Here is an 18,778-nt window from a genome sequence, read left to right on the forward strand (position 1 = left end):
CTGTCTGCCGCACAACCCCCTATGGGCAGTGCAGTTTTTGCGCCGCTGCGGTAGGCTGACCGAACCCGGCAGTGATCGAGTACCGCACGATCCTCACCTGATCAGATTGCACATTGCAGTAGAGCGCGCGGCTTTATACCATAGATCACTGTCAAGATGAAGCGCCACGGCGCGTACGCACCGTCGTTCCCCGCCCGTCACGCACGCTTCACGTCCTCCATACCGAAGGCATATCGAGCTTCCATGAACGTTCCTATCAAGACGCCTGCTGAAATCGAAAAAATGCGCGAAGCCGGTCGCCAGGCGGCAAGCGTGCTGGAAATGATCGCGCCCCACGTCCAAGCGGGCGTCTCCACCGGCGAAATCGACCGTCTGTGCAACGACTACATCGTCAACGAGCTCGGCTCCATTTCCGCCTCGCTCAACTACCACGGCTTCCCCAAGTCGGTGTGCACCTCGATCAACCATGTGGTGTGCCACGGCATTCCCGATGACGCCAAGAAGCTCAAAAATGGCGACATCATGAACCTCGACATCACCGTCAAGACGCCCGATGGCTACCACGGCGACTCAAGCGTGATGTTCGTGATCGGCGAGACCATCCAGGGCGAGCGCCTGTGCCGCGTGACCCAGGAGTGCCTCTACAAGAGCATTGCCTTGGTCAAGCCGGGGGTGCGCCTCTCCGAGCTCGCCCGCGTGATTCAGCAGCACGCCGAAAGCAACGGCTACTCGGTGGTGCGCGATTTCTGCGGCCACGGCATTGGTGCCGGTTTCCACGAAGAACCCCAGGTGCTGCACTACGACGGCTACGCGCCCGAAGCAGACATCGCCTTGGCGGCGGGCATGTGCCTGACCATCGAACCGATGATCAACGTCGGCAGCTACAAAACCAAGGTGCTGCGCGATAACTGGACCGCCGTGACCAAGGACAAGAGCCTCTCGGCGCAGTGGGAGCACACCTTGCTGGTCACCGACACCGGCGTTGAAGTGCTCACCGCGCGCAGCGACGAAGACTTGAGCTTCCTGGCACGCTGATGCTGCTTCACCACCACCGCTTCGAGCCCGACCGGACGCTTTTCGATCTCGACGGCTTTCGCGCCGAACTCCAGGGGTCACGCTCCCCGGTCGTGCCGTTCAAAGCGGCGCTGCGTGACATTCAGGCACGCCTGGACGAGCGCTTCTACGCCGGGGCCGACATTCGCGACCTAGTGCGCGGGCGCGCCTGGTACATGGATCAACTACTAGCCATTGCTTGGTCGCTCCACGCCTGGCCCGACGACGGCATTGCCCTGCTCGCCGTGGGCGGCTACGGGCGCGGCGAGCTGCATCCGCACTCCGATATCGACCTCTTGCTGCTGCTAGAGGCCGACGACGACACGCCCTATCGCGAGCCGCTCACCGCCTTCATCACCTTTCTGTGGGACATTGGCCTTGAGATAGGCCACAGCGTGCGCTCGCTCAACGACTGCGCGCGCGAGGCCGAAGCCGACGTCACGGTGATCACCAACCTGCTCGAATCGCGCCTGATCAGCGGGGCCGAGTCGCTGCGCGAGGCCATGCGCGAACGACTCGACCCGTCACGACTATGGCCATCCGATCGTTTCTTCGAGGCCAAGTGGCAGGAGCAGATCACCCGCCACTACCGCTACAACAACTCCGAGTACCACCTCGAACCCAATCTCAAGAGCTCGCCCGGTGGGCTGCGCGACATTCAGATGATCGGCTGGGTGGCCAAGCGTCACTTCGGCACCGAACAGTACACCGACATCGTCGCCAACGGCTTTATGAACGACGCCGAGCTGCGCATCCTAAGCCAGGGGCAGTCGTTTCTCTGGCAGGTGCGCTACGCCCTGCACACCCTCGCCGGGCGCGCCGAAGACCGTCTTTTGTTCGACCACCAGCGCACCATCGCCGAGCTCTTCGGCTTCAAGGATACCCCGGAGCGCCTGGCGGTCGAGCAGTTCATGAAGCGCTACTACCGCCACGTAACCGCACTTGCTGGGCTCAACGACATGCTGCTTCAGCACTTCGACGAGGTGATCCTGCGCGCCGGTGAAGCGCTGGAAACGGTCACCCTCAACGAGCGCTTCGAAACCAAAGGTGGCTACATTCAGGCGCGCTCGCGTTCGCTGTTTCGCGAACAGCCTGCCGCCATGCTCGAACTCTTCCTGCTCATGGCCGAGCATCCAGAGATCGAAGGCGTCCGCGCCGACACCATTCGCCTGATTCGCGATCATCGCCATCAGATCGACGACCACTACCGCGACGACCCAGCTCACCAGCAGCTCTTCATGGCGCTGATGCGTGCGCCCGGCAACGTGCCGCGCCAGCTACGGCGGATGAACCGCTACGGCATTCTGGGCAAGTACCTGCCCGAGTTTGGCCGCGCCGTAGGGCTGATGCAGCACGATCTGTTTCACATCTACACCGTCGACGCCCACACCCTGCGCCTGCTCAAGTTTCTCCACGGCTTTCGCAAACCCGAGGCCAAAGAGGCGTTCCCCGTCGCCGTCACCATCATGGCGCAGCTGCCCAAGCTCGAATTGCTGTGGATCGCCGGGCTTTTTCACGACATCGGCAAGGGCCGCGGCGGCGACCACTCGCTGATCGGCGCCGAAGACGTGCGCCAGTTCTGCGCTCGCCACGCGCTCTCGGCCCACGACACCAACTTGGTCAGCTGGCTCGTCGAGCAGCACCTGTTGATGTCGATGACCGCCCAGAAGCGCGACATCAGCGACCCTGACGTCATCGCCGATTTCGCCCTCAGCGTGCGCGATGAAACGCGGCTGGATTATCTCTACGTGCTTACCGTCGCCGACATCAACGCCACCAACCCAACGCTATGGAACGGCTGGCGCGCCTCGCTCTTGCGCCAGCTACACGCCGAGACCAAGCGCGCCCTGCGCCGGGGGCTAAACAACCCGCCGGATCGCGACGACTGGGTGCAGGAGACACGCACCGAAGCGCGCTCGCTGCTACAGGTGATCGGCGTCGATAGCCATCAGATCGATACGCTGTGGGAGTCGCTGGGCGAAGACTACTTCCTCCAGTACGCGCCCAGCGAAATCGTCTGGCAGACGCAAGGCATTCTTGCCCACCGGGGCTCGGATCTGCCGCTGGTGTTGATCAGCGCCCCCACCGCCGACATGGCCGAGGGCGGCACCAAAGTCTTTATCCACACCCGCTCGGTCGATGATCTCTTCGCCGCCACGGCGGCGGCCATGGAGCAGTTGGGCCTCTCGATCCATGACGCCCGCATCGCGACCTCGCGCAACGACTGGACGCTCAACACCTTCATCGTGCTCGATAGCCACGGTCTGCCGATTCGCGACGCCGAACGCATCGAGGAGATGCGCCGCCATCTGGTCGAAGAGCTCGACGACCCCGACGACTATCCCGAGATCGTCACTCGCCACACGCCGCGCCAGTTGAAGCACTTCAAGGTGCCCACCGAAGTTGCCATCGAACAGGACCCGGCCAACGAGCGCACACTGCTGGAATTGACCGCCCCCGACCGCCCAGGCCTGCTGGCACGGGTGGGGCGGATCTTCATGGAGCAGGACATCGCCCTCTCGGCGGCCAAGATCGCAACGCTTGGCGAGCGGGTAGAGGACGTTTTCTTCATCACCACCAAGGCGGGCGAGCCGCTCACCGACCCCGAACGCCAGCAGCGCCTGCGCGAACGGCTGGTCGATGTGCTGAGCGTTTAGCGCGTGCTGATCCTGCTGCTGTGGACCGCCCTCTGCGCGCTGCAGGATCTACGCGCTAGGCATATCGGCAACGGCCTCGCCTACGCGTTTCTTGCCTTTGCGCTGGGCTGGCTGGTGCTCAATGGCGAAAGCCTGAGCGGCGCCCGTCCTCTGGACGCCTTGGTGGCGCTGGTATTGGCGCTGGCATTGACCATTCCTGGGCACATCAAAGGCGTGCTGGGCGGCGGCGACGTCAAGCTCCTCGCCGCCATCGGCCTTGGCGCGGGCACGCTGGTGATGCTTTTGGTGGTCGTCGGCGCTGCGCTTCTGCTCGCGCTCTGGGCGCTCATCGCCCGCGCCCTGCCCGCCTCGCTAAACCGCGCCATCGCCACCCACACCCCCGGCCTCTCCCACCTCGAAGGCCGGTTAGCGTACGGCCCTTTCGTATTCCTCGCCCTAAGCGCCCTCTACGCCTTCGCCCGGCTCTCCTGACGCCTCCAACAAACAAGCAGCGCTACGCACTGCATTCGCGGGTGCGCTACCGCTTACCCACGCTACATCCCCCATACCCAAAGCCCAAGCACGCCCAAAGCCCAGTAGCGTGGGTAACGAGCACAGCGAGGCACCCGCGAAGCGGCCAAAGGCCGCCCAGACCACACCACAAAACCCGCAGCGTGGGTAACGAGCACAGCGCTCCACCCGCGAAAGCGACCATAGGCCGCCCAGCCCACATCAAAACCTTGTAGCGTGGGTAACGAGCGCCAGCGAGGCACCCGTAGCGACGGCCCGGCGCGAAGGCGGCCAAAAGCCGCCCAGCCAGCGCCACAAAGATCAATCGGTGGTAAAACCGCCGCCTGCTTCTCGGTCGAAGAATTCAGGGATGGGGTAGGTGAAGCTGTCGAGCCAGCGTTGGTGGGCGCGTTCGTGTTCGGCGACCGAGAGGCGTTGGGGCGTGCTGGAGGCTTGGCTGCCTTCGCGCTGCACTTGCAGCCACTCGTCGGCTTGGGTGTCGCCTTTGGTCAGCATGCGCCGCTCGGTGTCGTCGGCGCTGCTGGCCGTTTGCATGGCGGGCTGGGCGCAGCCAGATAGGATGAGGAGCATGGCCGCTCCTGCCAGCGGCCTTAACGCCCAGTGCGCGTTGGCTGACGACGAATCATTGATTCCCCTGCCTGCGTTCATACCGCCCCCTTTCGTTATATGCGACAGCGCCGTTATTGGCGCTGCTGGTCTTCCTGCTGTAGCTGGCGCGCGCGCTCTTCACCGCGCTGGTAGAGCGCGGGCGTGGCCCGGCCTTCGCGCAGTAGCGCGCTGGCCTCTTGCCACTGGCCTTGGTAGATCAGCAGCGTAATCATGTTTTCGAGCGGCAGCGGATCGTCCTGACTGAGCTCAAGCGCGGTGAGAAACTCGAAGCGCGCCTTGTCGAGCTCGCGGCGCTGCAGGTGAACGAAGCCCAGGTCATTGCGAATGGTATAGCTCGACGGATAGAGCGACGCAGCGGTTTGCATCTGGTTCAGCGCCTCATCGAGGTTGCCCTGCATGGCGGCGATCTGTCCCAGGCCATGGTGCGCTTCGGCGGCCACGCAGCTCTTGAGCAGCGAACGGTAGAGCTCCACGGCAGCGGGGTCGCCCAGTTGGCGCATGATCATCGCCTTTTGCAGGCGCACCTCGGGCAGCGTCTCGGGCAAGCGCTCTAAGTGCGCCAGTGCGGCATGCATACGGCCTTGGTCTGCCATGTCGCTTGCCAGCTGCACGGCGAGCTGCTGCTCGGGCTCCAGCGGCCGGCACTCATTGTTGGAACCAAGCGACGAGCCGCCGCTAGTGGCACAGCCGGAGAGCAATAAGGTAGCGCCTAACAGCGCAAAGGTGACGGTGTACTTCATTATTGGTTCATTCCTGACAACGCCCGAAAAATGGCTATAAAGCCCGGTCCTGCCAAGATAATCAACAGCGCCGGGAAAAGGAAGGCCACCATGGTGCCGGACATTTTCGCCGACAATTTCGAGACTTTTTCCTGCAAACCGGTGACGCGCCGGTCGTCGAACAGCTCCTTGAGTGAGATTAGCGAGGCCACCGCTCCGCCCCCCTGACGAATCAACTGCTCGAGAATCACTACGCAGTCGGTCAGGGTATCGATATCCAGCCGCTCGGCCATGCTGGTAAGCTCGGTGGCCAAATCCAGGCCCACGTCGACCCGCCCTAGCACGCGGCGAAACTCGATGGAGAGCTCGGGCAGAATGTCTTGGCCCTCTAGCGCCAACGCGCGCAGCGACTGCTCCACGGTCATCCCCACCTCGAAGAGCATGCGCATCAAGGGCAGCATCGACGAGACCTCATCGGCAATTCGCGCCTGGCGTTTTTTTACCGCCCCGCGCAGCCAGCGCTTGGGCAACAGGAAGCCGATGCCCCCCGCTACCAGCATCATTAACGGCGAAGGCGAACCCGAGAGCGCCATGCCCACTAGCGCCGCCGCCCCCAAGGCCAGCAGCGGCACGCCAATTTGCAGGGCGTAGAAACGCGCCCGCTGCTCGGTAGAGCGCCAGCCGAGCTGATCGAGCAGGCGCGGCACCTCGGCGTCTAACTTGCCATCCAGGCGGCCAAGGCCAAGCCATACGCCTTTGCGTCGTTCCTGGGCCAGGGTACTCGGCGCCTCCAGCGTGATGCGCTGGGCCACTAAGAGCGAATCACGCTGGCGCTTGAGCACGGCCCAAAACAGCAGCCCGCCAGCGGCTAGCAGAAGCAGTGCACTCAATCCCAGCAGCGTCATGATCGCCTCTCTCTAAGTTTTTAAACCTGGTGTTTAAATGCTCTTGAGCATGCGCCAAAGGATGAAACAGCCCGTTAGCTGGAGCGCCAGGGCCACCAGCAGCAGTATCCGCCCGGTGCCCGACTCCCACATGCCCATGAGGAAGTCCGGGTTGCTAATCAGAATGTAGGCTCCCAGCGCCAGCGGCAGCCCCGCCAGCACGAAGGCGCTGATGCGTGTTTCGCCGGTCATGGCGCTAAGCTGTCGGCTGGCGCGTTCGCGGTCGCGAATCATCCCAATCAGGCTCTTGAGCATGTCCGAGGAGTTGCCGCCGTAGCGCTGGTTGATGCGCACGCCCAGCGCCAGCACATGAAATTCCTCGCGCTCATAGAGCGTGGCGAATTCGCTCACCGCCTCGGCCATGGGCACGCCGAGCTCGATATCGCGGCGCACCGGCACCATCGCCGTTTGCAGCGGGTCGGCAGCGCGGCGCATCGCCAGCAGCATGGCATCGCCCATGGTGCGCCCGGACTTGATACTACGCACCATGTGATCGAGAAAGCCCGGCATCTGGGCGATCATCCGGTCGACGCGTTTTTGCGCCCGCCACTGGCCAATGAGATAGACCACCAGCGCCATCGCCCCCAGCGCGATCAACGGCATGAACCACCCAAGCGGCAGCAGCAAGAGCGCGATGAGCAGCGCAGCGCCCACGAGAAGCAACAGCAGCCAAGTCGGCAGGGTGATGCCCGCCTGCTGCAGCCAGCGCGTAAGCCCGGCGTTGCGCCGCCTGCGTTTATCCAGAAACTCACCGTCCTGGTTCAGCCGTGCGCGGACGCGCTCGTCTACGCGCTTGCGGCGGCTTGCCAGCATCATCATCCCGGCGGCGAGCCACAAAAGCACACTAGCGCTTAGCCACCCCCACGCGCCCGCGCTCATGGCGTCTCTCCTTGGGCGGCGTCGAGCGCGCCCCTAAGCTTGGCGTTGAGCGCTTTATCGCTCTGACGCACGAAAACGTTGTTCAAGCGGTCGTAATGAAACAGCACGTTGGTGCGGTATTCGCCCTGCTGGGTGCCGCTCAGTTCGATGATCTCGCTGATGCAGCGCAGTCCGCTGGGCAGGCGCACCAGCTGAATGATCACCTCCAGCGCCGAGGCAATCGACTGGCGCATAGTCTTCTCCGGCACCTGAACGCCCGAAAGCCCCACCAGCGTCTCCATGCGCAGCAGCGAATCGGTGGCGCTGTTGGCGTGAATCGAGGTCATCGAGCCTTCGTGGCCGGTGTTCATCGCCGCCAATACGTCGAGTACTTCGGCGCCGCGCGTCTCGCCCAGCAGGATGCGGTCAGGGCGCATACGCAGGGCGTTACGCACCAGGCTGCGCGCGGTCACTTCGCCGTGGCCATCGGCGTTGGGTGGGCGCGTTTCAAGCCGCACCACGTGGCCATGCTTGAGCTGTAGCTCGGCGGTGTCCTCGATGGTCACCAGGCGTTCGCGGTAGTCGATCATGCTGCTCAGAAGGTTCAGCATGGTGGTCTTACCGGTGCCGGTGCCGCCGCTGATGATGATGTTGCAGCGCTCACTCACGGCGTGCTGGAGAAAGCGCAGCATCTCCTCGCTAAGCGCGCCTGAGGCCAAAAGCTCCTGGCTTTGCAGCATGTCCTGGCGAAATTTACGCACCGAGAGGCAAGCGCCATCCAGCGCGATGGGCGGAATCACCGCGTTGATGCGGCTGCCATCGGGCAGGCGCGCATCGACCATCGGCGAAGACTCGTCCAAGCGCCGCCCAATCGGCGCGATGATGCGCTGAATCACCCGCTGCAGATGCTGATCATCGACGAACTGCAGATCGCTCAGCGACAGCACCCCGCGCCGCTCGACGAAGATACGCGCGCTGCCGTTGACCAGAATCTCGGTGACCGAGGGATCGTGCAGCAGCGTCTCCAGCGGGCCAAAGCCGACCAGCTCGTCGACCATCTCCTCGGTCAGCCGATCGGTCTCGTAGCCCGAGAGCGCGAGCTGATGAAGCCGGGTGAAGGTTTGCACGTGGGCAGCGATAAAGCGCTTGAGCTCGGGGCGGCTACCCTCCAAGAGGTTGGTGCTTTCATCGCCCAACTGGTCGATGAGGTAGCGGTGCAGGCGCTCCTTCTGAATACCCACCTGATGGCCGAAGGGCGCGGCTTGGTTGCGCTCCATCACGTTAGCCGCCCCTTAGCGCCGCCAGCGCGCGAAGAGCCCACGCGAGCGCTTGGCGGCGCGCGCCTCGGGGGTGAGTGCCTTGGCGAGCGCTTTAAGCGCACGCCCCAGCTCGTCCTTGGGTGCCAGCTCATACAGCGGTATGCCCTGGTTGAGCGCGTTCAGGCGCTGCTCCTGGTGCCCCGGCAGCGTTGCGACCACCGGCAGGCCGAAGAGGTTGGCGATTACCGAGGGTTCCGGCGCTAAGCGCTTGCGGTAGTCGTCCACCAGCAGGCCAACGTCGTTCAGCGTCACCGCATCGGCGCGCCAGCGCTGTAGCCGCAAAAGGCTACGGCGGCTGCCGGGTACGCTCTGGGTCAGGTACCACAGCAGCTGGTCCGACGCGCTCACCAGCGCCCGCAAGCAGCCGCTATCGGCTTGGCCGCAGGCGTTGATCAGAATGGTCGAGAAGTGCGGGCGCAGCACGCCCAGCAGCAAGATCGCCTCGGCGTAGCTATAGGCCTCAGGGTAGCGCTCATCCTGCACCAACGGCAGCACGTAGAGCCCACTTGAGTGTTTGGTGAAGGCGCTGGAGATCACCGCGCTATCCAAGCGCTGCGCGGCGCGCATGGCGTCTTCCACGCCGAAGGTGCACTTGATGTTCAAAAGTGCTTCCACTTCCCCAAGCTTGGGCGCCACATCGAGCAGCAGCACCGGCTCGGCCTTGGAGGCCAATGCCAACCCCAAGTGGCAGGCCGCGAAGGTCGCGCCCTCGGCGCCGTCCACGCCGTAGAGCGTAACAACACGCGCGCGCTGGCCCTGGGGCGCCTCGCCGGGCGTGGGCTGGCGGCGGCCCAAGCGGCGCACCAGGCTTTGTACGTCGCTGCCGCGCTGGCCGATGGTGAGAAAATCCTTGGCCCCGGCGCGCATGGCGCCCAGCACCAGTTCGCTATCGTCGCTTTCGCTCAAGGCCACCACCGCCACCAGCGGGCGCGATTCGCTAAGCCCCTCGATCACCGAGAGCGTCTCGTTGAACGTCTGGCGGCTAATGCCGACGAAGACGATGCTCACGCCCATCTGATCGACCAGCCCCAAAATGGCTTCGAGCTGGCTTGCCACCGTGACCAGCCGCGCCTGATCGCCCAGGGTCGACTCCAGCCAGCCGATGGCTTTGTCGGAGCAGTCACTCACCAAGAACGTTTGTATCGGCATGTCGATCCTCGTTAGCGCGAAAGCCCAGAGGTGCGATTGAACGAGCCATCTTCGAACAATAGCAGCTCGTGCACGCTGGGGTCATAGGTGCGCAGGGATTCGCCCGGCATGGTCGGCAGCACCGCATCGGCGGCAATGGGCTGCACCAGGTGCGGGGTGACGATCATCAACAGTTCGCGCTCCTCTGAGCGGGTTTGGCTATTGCGGAAGAAAGCGCCGATGATCGGCAGGCTTCCAAGCCCCGGCAGCTGGTTGACCTGGGCACTGCGGTTGGTGCTGATCAAACCGCTGATGATGAAGCTCTCGCCGCTGGCGAGCGACACGCTGGTATCCGAACGGCGCACCGAAAGCGCGGGCACGGTAGTGCCTTCGATGGTGATGCCGTTGACGAAATCGAGCTCGCTCACCTCGGGGGCCACGCGCAGGGTAATGCGCCGCTCGTCGATCACCGTGGGTGTCAGCGTCAGGCGCACGCCGAACTCCTTGTACTCGATGGAGACGCTATCGCTGCCCGAGCTCGGCACCGGAATGGGGAACTCGCCCCCGGCAAGAAAGCTCGCGCTCTGGCCGCTCAGCGCCACCAGACTCGGGCGCGCTAGCGTATAGGCGAAGCCGCTGGTTTCCAGCGCGCTCAAGGCCGCCATGACCCGGCTACTGCCGCCGCCTACCACGAGGTTGAATCCGCTGCTGGAGAGCGGCACGTTAGCCCCCGGCGTCAGGCTACCAATGTTACCCACGCCTACTGAGCCCGGCCCCACGCCTGGAGAGGCAAAGAGGTTGTTGTTGGAGCTGCCGAACAGAGAAACCCCCACATCGCGCAGGCGCGTACGGTTGACCTCGATAAAGCGAATATCGGTTTGCACCTGAGGGACGATATCCGGCGCGCGCTGGGCGTAGCCGCTCAACGCCTGGCTCGCCTGTCCCATCACCATCAGGGTGATCTCGGCGGGGTCGGCGGCGCAGGCCGTCCAGAAGGTGATGTTGGTGGCGCCCTGATCGGCCGTGGAGATCAAAAAGGCGCGGTCAGAGGTGAGCTGCACGTTGGCAACACCGGGATTACCCACCGCCAGGCGCTCGATATCTACCGGCAGGCGTATCTCGCGGTGAATGCCCGGCGCTAGTTCGAGCGCCTGTGGCAGCCGCGCAAGCTCGGCGCACGCCTGCTGGGCCTGCGCCTGGGGCAGCCACAAAAGCCCCGCCAACAGCAGCGCGCTGCCCTGAAGCGCCCCCGTCCAACGTGTTGGCCACCGCTTACTCACTCGCTTCATGCCCGTTGCCCCCTGTTGAATCTCGTCGTTGCGCGTTGTTGTCTTCTGCGGCCCCATCAAGGCGTTTCCAGGCTGGTTACCGCGCCGCGAATCACCGGCACCGTTGGCGGCGCGGCAGCCTGGCCACCGCTTGACGCCACGGCAGGCTGCACGCGCGCCGATTGCGCCACCAGCCCCGGCTGCGGGCGTTCGGCTTGGCTTAGTGCGAATATCTCGAACTGGAACAGCTGTTGGTTGAGCTCGTCGGTAGCGCCCGCTTCGTGCTGGTAGTAGTCGTTCAAACGGCCCTCTTCGGCGGCGCGCACGGCCAGGCGCAGCCTGCCCACTTCGGCGGCAAGGGCAAAGCGGGTTAGCAACGCTTCGGGAATGGCCAGGACCACGGTTTCGGGGCGAGCGCTGTTTGGCGGCGGGCTGCCTTCCGGCGCGCGGGGGGCAGCAAATTCGCCGGTGGTGGTGAGCCCCAAGGTATCGCCCACGCTCAGCACGCGCAGTGCAGGCACCGCGACCTGCACCGTGCGGTCGGTATTGAGTTCATCTTGATCGAGAAACAGCAGCACATCGACGTAGTCGCCAGGGGCCAGATGGCCGCCTGCCCCCAAGACCTGATCGTACTGCAGCGCCAAAGCGCGCTCGCCGGGGCGAATCATCCGGGCAAGGGGGCCGCCGCTTTCGAAATGGCTTTCGTTGAGCACCGTGCCCTGAGGAATATCGCGCCATATGCGCTGGCCAATCAGCGGCGCGGGGTCGGTATAGCTGCCGGGGGGCTGCAAGCGCAGCTGTTCGCTTTGCAGGTCTTCGGGCTGGAGCACGTGGTAGGCGGGTACGCTGCGCGCCAGCACCACTACCGGCACGCGATCTACATCATCGGGCGTTTGTGCTACCGGCTCGGGCTCGCTCACCGCCTCGGGTTCGCCAACGCTAGGTGCCTCAACGCTCGTCGTCATCGGCGCAGGCGCCTCGCGCCCCATCGATACCCCCAAATACCCCACCACCACGGCAGCAACGACCAGCAGCATGGCCAGCACCATCATCATTCGGCTGTTCAAGACCCGGCTCCCCTGTTACGAATGACCATTACGAACGATTGTGTCGTTGCCATCAGCGTTACCCATGGCGTTGTTGCGCTTACTCTCGCCATATTTCTTGTAAAAAACCCATTGCTATCTAACTATTTTTCTTACCATTCTTGAGTAAGGCGTCAGCGTTATTGAAACTCGCCTTCCCTATCGCATTTTAATGTTTCTGTTTTTACCTCACCTCCCCCCTGCTGCGCTACCTCTAATCGAATTTTTATTACTCAATTTCAATCGCGCAAATATTTTTTGCAACTCTAAATTGATGGCATTTAATAAAATCTCTTTTAAACCATAAGACCAATAACAATCAACACAACTAAAAAAATAACCTACGCTAGAAAAAACACTCTTTAAATAGCCCGATAAAATGCCGCCACGCTAAATAAAACACCCTTTAAAAACCATTATTATTGAAATAAAGCCATTTCCTATCAACAACTTAAAAAAACAGTGAAAAATAATTTAAAAAAGCATAAAAAAAAGTAAAAAAGCACTAGCGAAACACTAATAGCCATGCGTAGAATTCAAATCACCAACCGGTAAAAACAGTTCTCCCTGACTATACCTCGACACAACTTTCTCCTCCGGAGGAACGCATCATGAACCTGATCACTTTCGTACAAAGCTACCTTGCTACCCTTCATCGCGATACCACAGGTGCTTCTGCCATCGAGTATGCAATTGTTGCTGGCTTGATTGCTGCAGGCTTAATCCTCGTCTTGGCAACGCTAGGTGAGGGTCTCCAAGAGTTTTTCACTGAAATTGTGGGCAACCTTGGATTCGGTGGTGGCGAAGGTGGCGAAGGCTAGTAATTAAAATTCTAGAACTGGTGAATAGCCCTATGCAGTGGAGCATTTCATTATGCCTCATGCAATTAAACAGAAAGGTATCGCCACTATAGAGTTTGCATTTAGCTTCGTGATTTTACTGGCGCTCTTCTACGGCATCGCGGGCTACGCGATGCCGGTTTTGTTGGGCTCGAGCTATCAGCAGGTGGCGTCGGATGCATTGCGTGAAGGGCTTAGTTGGCAACGCCATCGCAATGCCTCCGAGGCAGACCTTCATAACTATATCGATGCGCTTATTGCTGACTCTTGGATCCCTCACGGGTGGGCAGAACACTGTGAGGAAAGAAGCCGATTTTTGACGATCAATCCAACGACCGGTAGCTGGGAAGTGTGCTTACGCCACTCCTCGCCTGACACCATTCTCCCCCCCATCAGATTGATGGATCTGCAGTTTCCCGTTTTACCCGAACAGATCGCGGGAATGGCCATGATGCATACCCGTGAGGTGGCTGTTATACCCTAGCCGCATCGATTGACGCCGCTGCCCGTTTTAGGACGCTTACCATGGCCACAGCCTCTTTCACCTCTTTTAGCGGCTCAGCTCGGCAACGGGGCGTGGTCAGCATTCTTACCGCCTTTCTACTCGTCATGATGCTGGCCCTGCTCGCATTGGTCGTCGACACGGGACGACTCTATCTCGAGCAACGTAACCTACAAAAAATCGCCGATATGGCCGCGCTCGATGCCAGCGCCCGCTTGCCACGTGGAAACTGTGGCGATAACCCCTCCATGGCCGCAGCCTTCGCCACCGAATCCGCCAGGCTACATGGATTCAACGCCGATGTGATTACCCGCTGTGCAACGGTAGCCACCAATGAAGAGGGCTTGCGCACCGTGACCGAAACCCCCAGCGGCACGGCGGTAAGCGTGACGGTCAGCGAGTCTCATCCAGCCAGCATCGTACTGCGTGGTGGTGCCCTTTTTAGTGATGGCTTCGAGGGCAACGTCAACTTGCAAGCCACAGCGTCAGCGCAGCGCAATAGCGAGTCGGTAACCACCTTTTCGGTGGGAAGCCAGCTTCTCAATCTCAGTGAAAACGCCCTGGTAGGTAAGCTACTCGAAGGCGTTGGAATCAACCCTTCGCGTCTAACCGTGCTGGACTCGGACGGCCTGCTCAATGCCAAAGTCACCCCAGCTGGTTTGCTACAAGCATTGGGAGTTGAAATATCAGTCAATGAGTTAGCGCTCCTCACCCCTCAAGGACTGTTGGAGCGCATCGAAACAGACATTGGGGCCATAGGCTTCGATAGATTGATCACAGCCAGCCTAGAACTGATAAGCGATAGCGCGGTTGCCGCCGAGATAGGAGTGGTACGCGCAGAAATTCTCTCTAGTGATATTCGCAATGCAAATATCAACTTACTGGGAGAAGGTGGTTTACTGAGTGTAGGCGCAGGGAATGACGGCACCGTGCGCCCCGCACTCGAAAGCGAGCTGAGTTTGGGCAATCTTTTATCGGGCGCCATTCTTGCGGGTACGCGGGGCCATGCCGTAGCCGTCGATAGTTTGAGCCTTCTGGGCATTGATGTAGAGGCCAGCGTTACCGAGCCGCCCGCTTGGGCCACCGGGCCCGTGGGTACCACGGCCTATAGCGGGCAGGTACGCGCTCATATCGATATCGATACCAACGACATTCCTCTGATTGGCCCAGTCCTACGCTTATTACTAGGGCTACGAATTCACCTTCCTATTACCGTGGACCTTGCCTCGGCGCGAGGCGAGCTCATGGCTACACAGTGCAGTAGCAGCCAATCGACGGCTGATATCGAGGTTACCTCATCGGTACTCAACGTGTGCATAGGCGAGATCGATGAAGGCGATCTCTGGTCGGGTACCGAAAGTTGCTCGGCTTACGTGCGCAATACAGAGCTCATCAGCCTATTTGGCGAGTCTATTCTTTCTGGCAAATCGGTCATTCCCGCACTGGAAAGCACAGAGAGACTCAATGGTATGCAGGTAGGCGAAACCCGCTTCACCCAGCCAAATCAACTTGCCCTTGGCAATACCGTCGATAATATCACAGCGGGCCTACTCGACCTTCTTGCCGGTCTCTTTCGTCCTACGGTACGTGATCATGGCGGAGGCCTAGAATCGAATATCAATCGAGACAGGCAGATCGAGTATCTTGCCGAATACTATCTCGAACAAACGAAGAGCAGTAATGGGCGCTATGATGTTAATGCTGTGGCTACGCTGATACTCAATGGCAATGGAGAACTATCGCCCCTTACCCGTAACTGGACTTTTGATAGGGCCATTCCTACTACCGGTTTGCTAGGCCTCTACGTAAGGCCTTCCGCAAACTGGACGAGGGGAAGTTTTTTAGATGCATTTCGTGCTTATACATCTACTCCCTACAGCATACTCGATGCAGTAGGAATACCCACGTTCGACAATGGCTATCAATCATGTGCAGGGTTATTGAGTTCGCTCCTGAACTGGAACGGCTGCGTAAAACACAACCTTACGAAACTACTAAAAAGCAGTCCCGATATCGAAAATTCAACGGCTTTCCAGTCGGTTGGACAGCTTATAACCAACCCCAACACCAATACGGTGGCCTGCTCGGGAGGGCTCTGCAGTATTCTTCGCCCTGTACTCAACTTACTCAAACCCGCACTAAACGGCGTAGGAGGTGTACTGACGACTTTGCTCGCGGATACGCTAGGCGCACAAGCGGGCAGAAGCGAAGTCTATGTGGATGCCGTTAGCTGCGGCGTGCCCACCTTAGTGGGAAATGCCAGTGAATAGCACCCGTACAGAAAAGCAACAGGGGGTAGTGGCAATCGAGTTTGCGGCCATCTTCCTGCTGTTTTTCTCTTTGGTGTACGCCACCATAGCCTTTGGCTTTCCTGCCGTTACGCGTATGGGGCTTCAGCACTATGCCGTCGAGGCTGGTCGGGCCGCGATGAAAGTAGACCCGCATTACGGTGATCAAAGCTCTGTGCTCGAACGCGTAGGCCATGAGATAGAGCGTACTATCAATGCAGGCTGGGTTCCCCCCCAATGGCGCAACCAATGCGCACTTCCCAATGATAGTAGTGAGTGGTCACTTCTTCCCAATACCGATTATGGTTACTGGCGCCTTGAGCCCAACACGCCGCTGAATCGTATTGCGCGCTATCAGTTTTATATCTGCATTCAAGCGGACACGCCTATCGTGCCTCCTTTAAGGCTTTCTAGTGAACTCGTCTTTCCTCCTCAACTCGATGCGAACGGTAACCCTTGGGTCCGCGGCTACACCATCACTACCTTGTAAGGAAAAGCGCCGTTTTTCATCTCCGTTTTCCTCCAGAACATGATATGGTGGCAACTATTTTGCGCACCTACGGGCAACCTATTGAAATAAACGGGTAACGACCGCTATGACTGTAACGCCTGCCGCCTTGCCTGAGCCTCGCTACTTTCCTCTTTCGCGCCTTGCCTGCCGGGGAGCGCGGCGTGTTTTGCGTGCGCCGCTGCCTTGGGCGGTCGCGGCGGGGCTTTTGAGTTTGCCTGCCGTGGCGCAGTCGCTGGATGAAACGCTGGCGCAAATTCAGCCCGGGCAGTGCTGGGCGGTGGGGGCGGTGAACCCACGGCCGATGCGCGAAACCGTCGAGATTCAGATCAAGGACCAACAGGCCACCATCGAGGTGACCCCGGCCGAGATCGAGCAGGGCTACAAGCGCGTCGAAACCCGCGAAGGCACCCTCACCTACCGTATCGAGCCGCCCACCTACCGCACCGTGGAAGAGCAAGTGATGACGCGCCCGCCGGTCGAGCGCTTCGAGGTAGTGCCCGCCGTGTTCGAAGAGCAGATTCGCACCGTGGTGGTCGAAGGCGAGCGGCGTTCGCTGGAGTCGTGCCAGGCGGGCGGCTACTCCAACAACATGAGCTTCTGCGTACAGGAGCACCCTGCGCGTGAAGAGCGCGTGCCGGTGCAGGTCATGGTGTCACCGGAAACCACCCGCGTGGTGGTCGAGCCCGCCGAGTACACTACCGTGACGCGCCAAGTGATCGACCAGCCCGCCCGCGTCATCGAGATTTGGAACGAGCCCGAAGAGGAGCTGGTAGCAGCAGAAGACATCGTTGCCCCCGCGCGCACCTCGCAGTCGTTCTTGCCGCGCGAGGTGCGCAGGCTGGAGCGCGTGGATTACCAAGGCACGCCAGAGCTACAGATGCGTCAAGCGGTGTGCGATGGCGACATCACCCCGATGCTGGTCGAAGACATCCAAACGGCACTGCGCCAATACGGCCTGCTGACGGGCCCCATCGACGGCCGCCTTGGCCCGCAAACCCTGGGCGCGCTGCGCGAATTCCAGGGCCAGCGCGGCCTGGTGCAGGCAGGGCTGACCTTCGAGAGCCTGGAGAGTCTCTCCATCGCCGTGCCTTAAGCGCCAACGCCTCGTCTACACCGCAAAGCCCCGCGATTTGAGCCCATCGCGGGGCTTTGCGTATAATCGACCCTCTTACACCCTCACTTTTCGCCCCTTACCTGCTTGGCGCCCTGACCCCATGAATCCCGATCTCGACGCCCTACATCCGTACCCCTTCGAAAAGCTGGCCAAGCTCAAGGCGTCGTTGACCGCGCCTGCAGGCCTTGCGCACATTCCGCTGACCATTGGCGAGCCCCAGCACGCGCCCTACGCCAAGGCGCTGGAAGCGCTGGTACGCCACCAGCTGGATATGGCGAAGTACCCCGCCACTGCGGGAATTGCGGCGCTGCGCGAGACCATGGCGGCCTGGGCCACGGCGCGTTTTGGCCTGGCAGGGCTCGATGCCGAGCGCCAGATACTGCCGGTGAACGGCACACGGGAGGCTATTTTCGCCTTCGTGCAGGCCGCGCTCGACCGCACTCGCCCGGCCAAGGTGGCAGTGCCCAACCCTTTCTACCAGATTTACGAAGGCGCGACGCTGCTGGCCGGGGGCGAGCCGCTCTATTTGGATTGCACCGCCGAGACGCACTTCCGCCCGGATTTCAGCGCCATTAGCGCCGACACCTGGCGCGAGACGCAGATCGTCTTTCTCTGCTCGCCGGGCAACCCGACCGGGGCGGTCACGCCGCTCGATGAGTTCAAACAGCTAATTGCCCTGGCCGATGAGTTCGATTTCATCATCGCCTCCGATGAGTGCTACTCCGAGCTGTACCTGGACGAAAACGCGCCGCCGCCGGGGCTATTGCAGGCCTGCGCCGAGCTTGGCCGCGACGACTACCGCCGCTGCATCGTGTTTCATTCGCTCTCCAAGCGCTCCAACCTGCCGGGGCTGCGTTCAGGCTTCGTCGCCGGTGATGCCGACCTCATCCAGCCGTTCAAGCGCTACCGCACCTACCACGGTTGCGCCATGTCGCTGCCGGTTCAAGAGGCTTCCATCGCCGCCTGGCAGGACGAGACCCACGTGCGCGCCAACCGCGACGCCTACCGCGAGAAGTTCGCGGCGGTGACCGAGATTCTCGCCCCGGTGCTCGATTTCCCCAGGCCCGAGGCGAGCTTCTACCTCTGGCCCGCCGTGCCGGGCGGTGACGATATCGCCTTCACTCGGCGCCTGTTCGAAGAGGTGCACGTTAGCGTCTTGCCGGGCAGCCTGATGGGGCGCGAGAACGCTGACGGCTTCAACCCCGGCAGCGGGCGGCTACGCTTGGCGCTGGTGGCGGAGCTCGCCCCCACGCGCGAGGCCGCCGAACGCATTCGTCGACTCATCGAGCGCGGCTGACGCGCAACGCTTAAACACCTGGTGGCCTAAAAGATCGTCAACGCTCGCGGCCCCACCTTACGTTCGTCAGGAGGTTT

The 18,778-nt window shown here is 61.4% G+C and carries 17 protein-coding genes; 9 read left to right on the top strand and 8 right to left on the bottom strand.

All coding sequences use genetic code 11. The annotated features are described in order from the left end of the window. Positions 1–243: 243 nt before the first annotated feature. Genes map through LLY24_RS15850 form a run of 3 tightly spaced genes read left to right on the top strand, consistent with a single transcriptional unit; the run spans position 244 to position 4,181 of the window. Positions 244–1,035: a type I methionyl aminopeptidase gene (gene map, locus LLY24_RS15840; protein WP_259037278.1), complete on the top strand. Its 792-nt coding sequence runs from the start codon at positions 244–246 to the stop codon at positions 1,033–1,035. Beyond that, the gene (locus LLY24_RS15845) at positions 1,035–3,710 is read left to right on the top strand and encodes a [protein-PII] uridylyltransferase (protein WP_259037279.1); all 2,676 of its coding nucleotides are present in this window, start codon (positions 1,035–1,037) and stop codon (positions 3,708–3,710) included. Before map ends, LLY24_RS15845 begins: the two co-directional genes overlap by 1 nt. A 3-nt stretch (positions 3,711–3,713) precedes the next feature. Then, entirely contained in the window at positions 3,714–4,181 is a 468-nt protein-coding gene (locus tag LLY24_RS15850) for a prepilin peptidase (protein WP_259037280.1), read from the top strand. A gap of 339 nt (positions 4,182–4,520) precedes the next feature. Here LLY24_RS15850 and LLY24_RS15855 read toward each other — a convergent pair whose 3' ends face one another. From LLY24_RS15855 to cpaB, 8 genes are all read right to left on the bottom strand, one after another. Continuing rightward, positions 4,521–4,790 carry a DUF3613 domain-containing protein gene (locus tag LLY24_RS15855; protein WP_259037281.1) on the bottom strand — a complete coding sequence of 90 codons (270 nt, stop codon included), beginning with the start codon at positions 4,788–4,790 and terminating at the stop codon, positions 4,521–4,523. Positions 4,791–4,900: 110 nt separating this feature from the next. Next, complete coding sequence (locus LLY24_RS15860) at positions 4,901–5,569, bottom strand: tetratricopeptide repeat protein (protein ID WP_259037282.1); 669 nt, start codon at positions 5,567–5,569, stop codon at positions 4,901–4,903. Further along, positions 5,569–6,453, bottom strand: coding sequence for a type II secretion system F family protein (locus LLY24_RS15865; protein WP_259037283.1), 885 nt, complete (start codon positions 6,451–6,453; stop codon positions 5,569–5,571). The genes LLY24_RS15860 and LLY24_RS15865 overlap by 1 nt, the downstream gene beginning before the upstream one ends. A gap of 33 nt (positions 6,454–6,486) precedes the next feature. Continuing rightward, positions 6,487–7,371, bottom strand: a complete 885-nt coding sequence (locus tag LLY24_RS15870; RefSeq protein ID WP_259037284.1) for a type II secretion system F family protein — start codon at positions 7,369–7,371, stop codon at positions 6,487–6,489. Next, the gene (locus LLY24_RS15875; protein WP_282563430.1) at positions 7,368–8,627 is read right to left on the bottom strand and encodes a TadA family conjugal transfer-associated ATPase; all 1,260 of its coding nucleotides are present in this window, start codon (positions 8,625–8,627) and stop codon (positions 7,368–7,370) included. The genes LLY24_RS15870 and LLY24_RS15875 overlap by 4 nt, the downstream gene beginning before the upstream one ends. Positions 8,628–8,642: 15 nt before the next feature. Beyond that, positions 8,643–9,818 (bottom strand): CpaE/TadZ family protein, encoded by a 1,176-nt coding sequence (locus tag LLY24_RS15880; RefSeq protein WP_259037285.1) that lies wholly within the window; start codon positions 9,816–9,818, stop codon positions 8,643–8,645. 11 nt (positions 9,819–9,829) lie between these two features. Beyond that, positions 9,830–11,086, bottom strand: coding sequence for a type II and III secretion system protein family protein (locus LLY24_RS15885; RefSeq protein ID WP_259037286.1), 1,257 nt, complete (start codon positions 11,084–11,086; stop codon positions 9,830–9,832). Between the two features lie 56 nt (positions 11,087–11,142). Beyond that, positions 11,143–12,132, bottom strand: coding sequence for a Flp pilus assembly protein CpaB (gene cpaB, locus LLY24_RS15890; RefSeq protein ID WP_259037287.1), 990 nt, complete (start codon positions 12,130–12,132; stop codon positions 11,143–11,145). Positions 12,133–12,761: 629 nt separating this feature from the next. On the opposite strand from cpaB, the gene LLY24_RS15895 reads away from it, so the two are divergent. The 6 genes from LLY24_RS15895 (at position 12,762) to dapC (ending at position 18,701) form a co-directional block, all read left to right on the top strand. Then, positions 12,762–12,971 (top strand): Flp family type IVb pilin, encoded by a 210-nt coding sequence (locus LLY24_RS15895; RefSeq protein WP_259037288.1) that lies wholly within the window; start codon positions 12,762–12,764, stop codon positions 12,969–12,971. A gap of 52 nt (positions 12,972–13,023) precedes the next feature. Continuing rightward, entirely contained in the window at positions 13,024–13,473 is a 450-nt protein-coding gene (locus LLY24_RS15900; RefSeq protein ID WP_259037289.1) for a TadE family protein, read from the top strand. A gap of 41 nt (positions 13,474–13,514) precedes the next feature. Beyond that, positions 13,515–15,761: a pilus assembly protein TadG-related protein gene (locus tag LLY24_RS15905; RefSeq protein ID WP_259037290.1), complete on the top strand. Its 2,247-nt coding sequence runs from the start codon at positions 13,515–13,517 to the stop codon at positions 15,759–15,761. After that, positions 15,754–16,269 (top strand): TadE/TadG family type IV pilus assembly protein, encoded by a 516-nt coding sequence (locus LLY24_RS15910; RefSeq protein ID WP_259037291.1) that lies wholly within the window; start codon positions 15,754–15,756, stop codon positions 16,267–16,269. Before LLY24_RS15905 ends, LLY24_RS15910 begins: the two co-directional genes overlap by 8 nt. 106 nt (positions 16,270–16,375) lie before the next feature. Beyond that, positions 16,376–17,383: a peptidoglycan-binding domain-containing protein gene (locus LLY24_RS15915; protein ID WP_259037292.1), complete on the top strand. Its 1,008-nt coding sequence runs from the start codon at positions 16,376–16,378 to the stop codon at positions 17,381–17,383. Between the two features lie 121 nt (positions 17,384–17,504). Next, positions 17,505–18,701 carry a succinyldiaminopimelate transaminase gene (gene dapC / locus LLY24_RS15920; protein WP_259037293.1) on the top strand — a complete coding sequence of 399 codons (1,197 nt, stop codon included), beginning with the start codon at positions 17,505–17,507 and terminating at the stop codon, positions 18,699–18,701. The last annotated feature ends 77 nt before the right edge of the window (positions 18,702–18,778 follow it).

The sequence above is a fragment of the Halomonas dongshanensis genome (assembly GCF_024790395.1).
Taxonomy (GTDB): domain Bacteria; phylum Pseudomonadota; class Gammaproteobacteria; order Pseudomonadales; family Halomonadaceae; genus Vreelandella; species Vreelandella dongshanensis.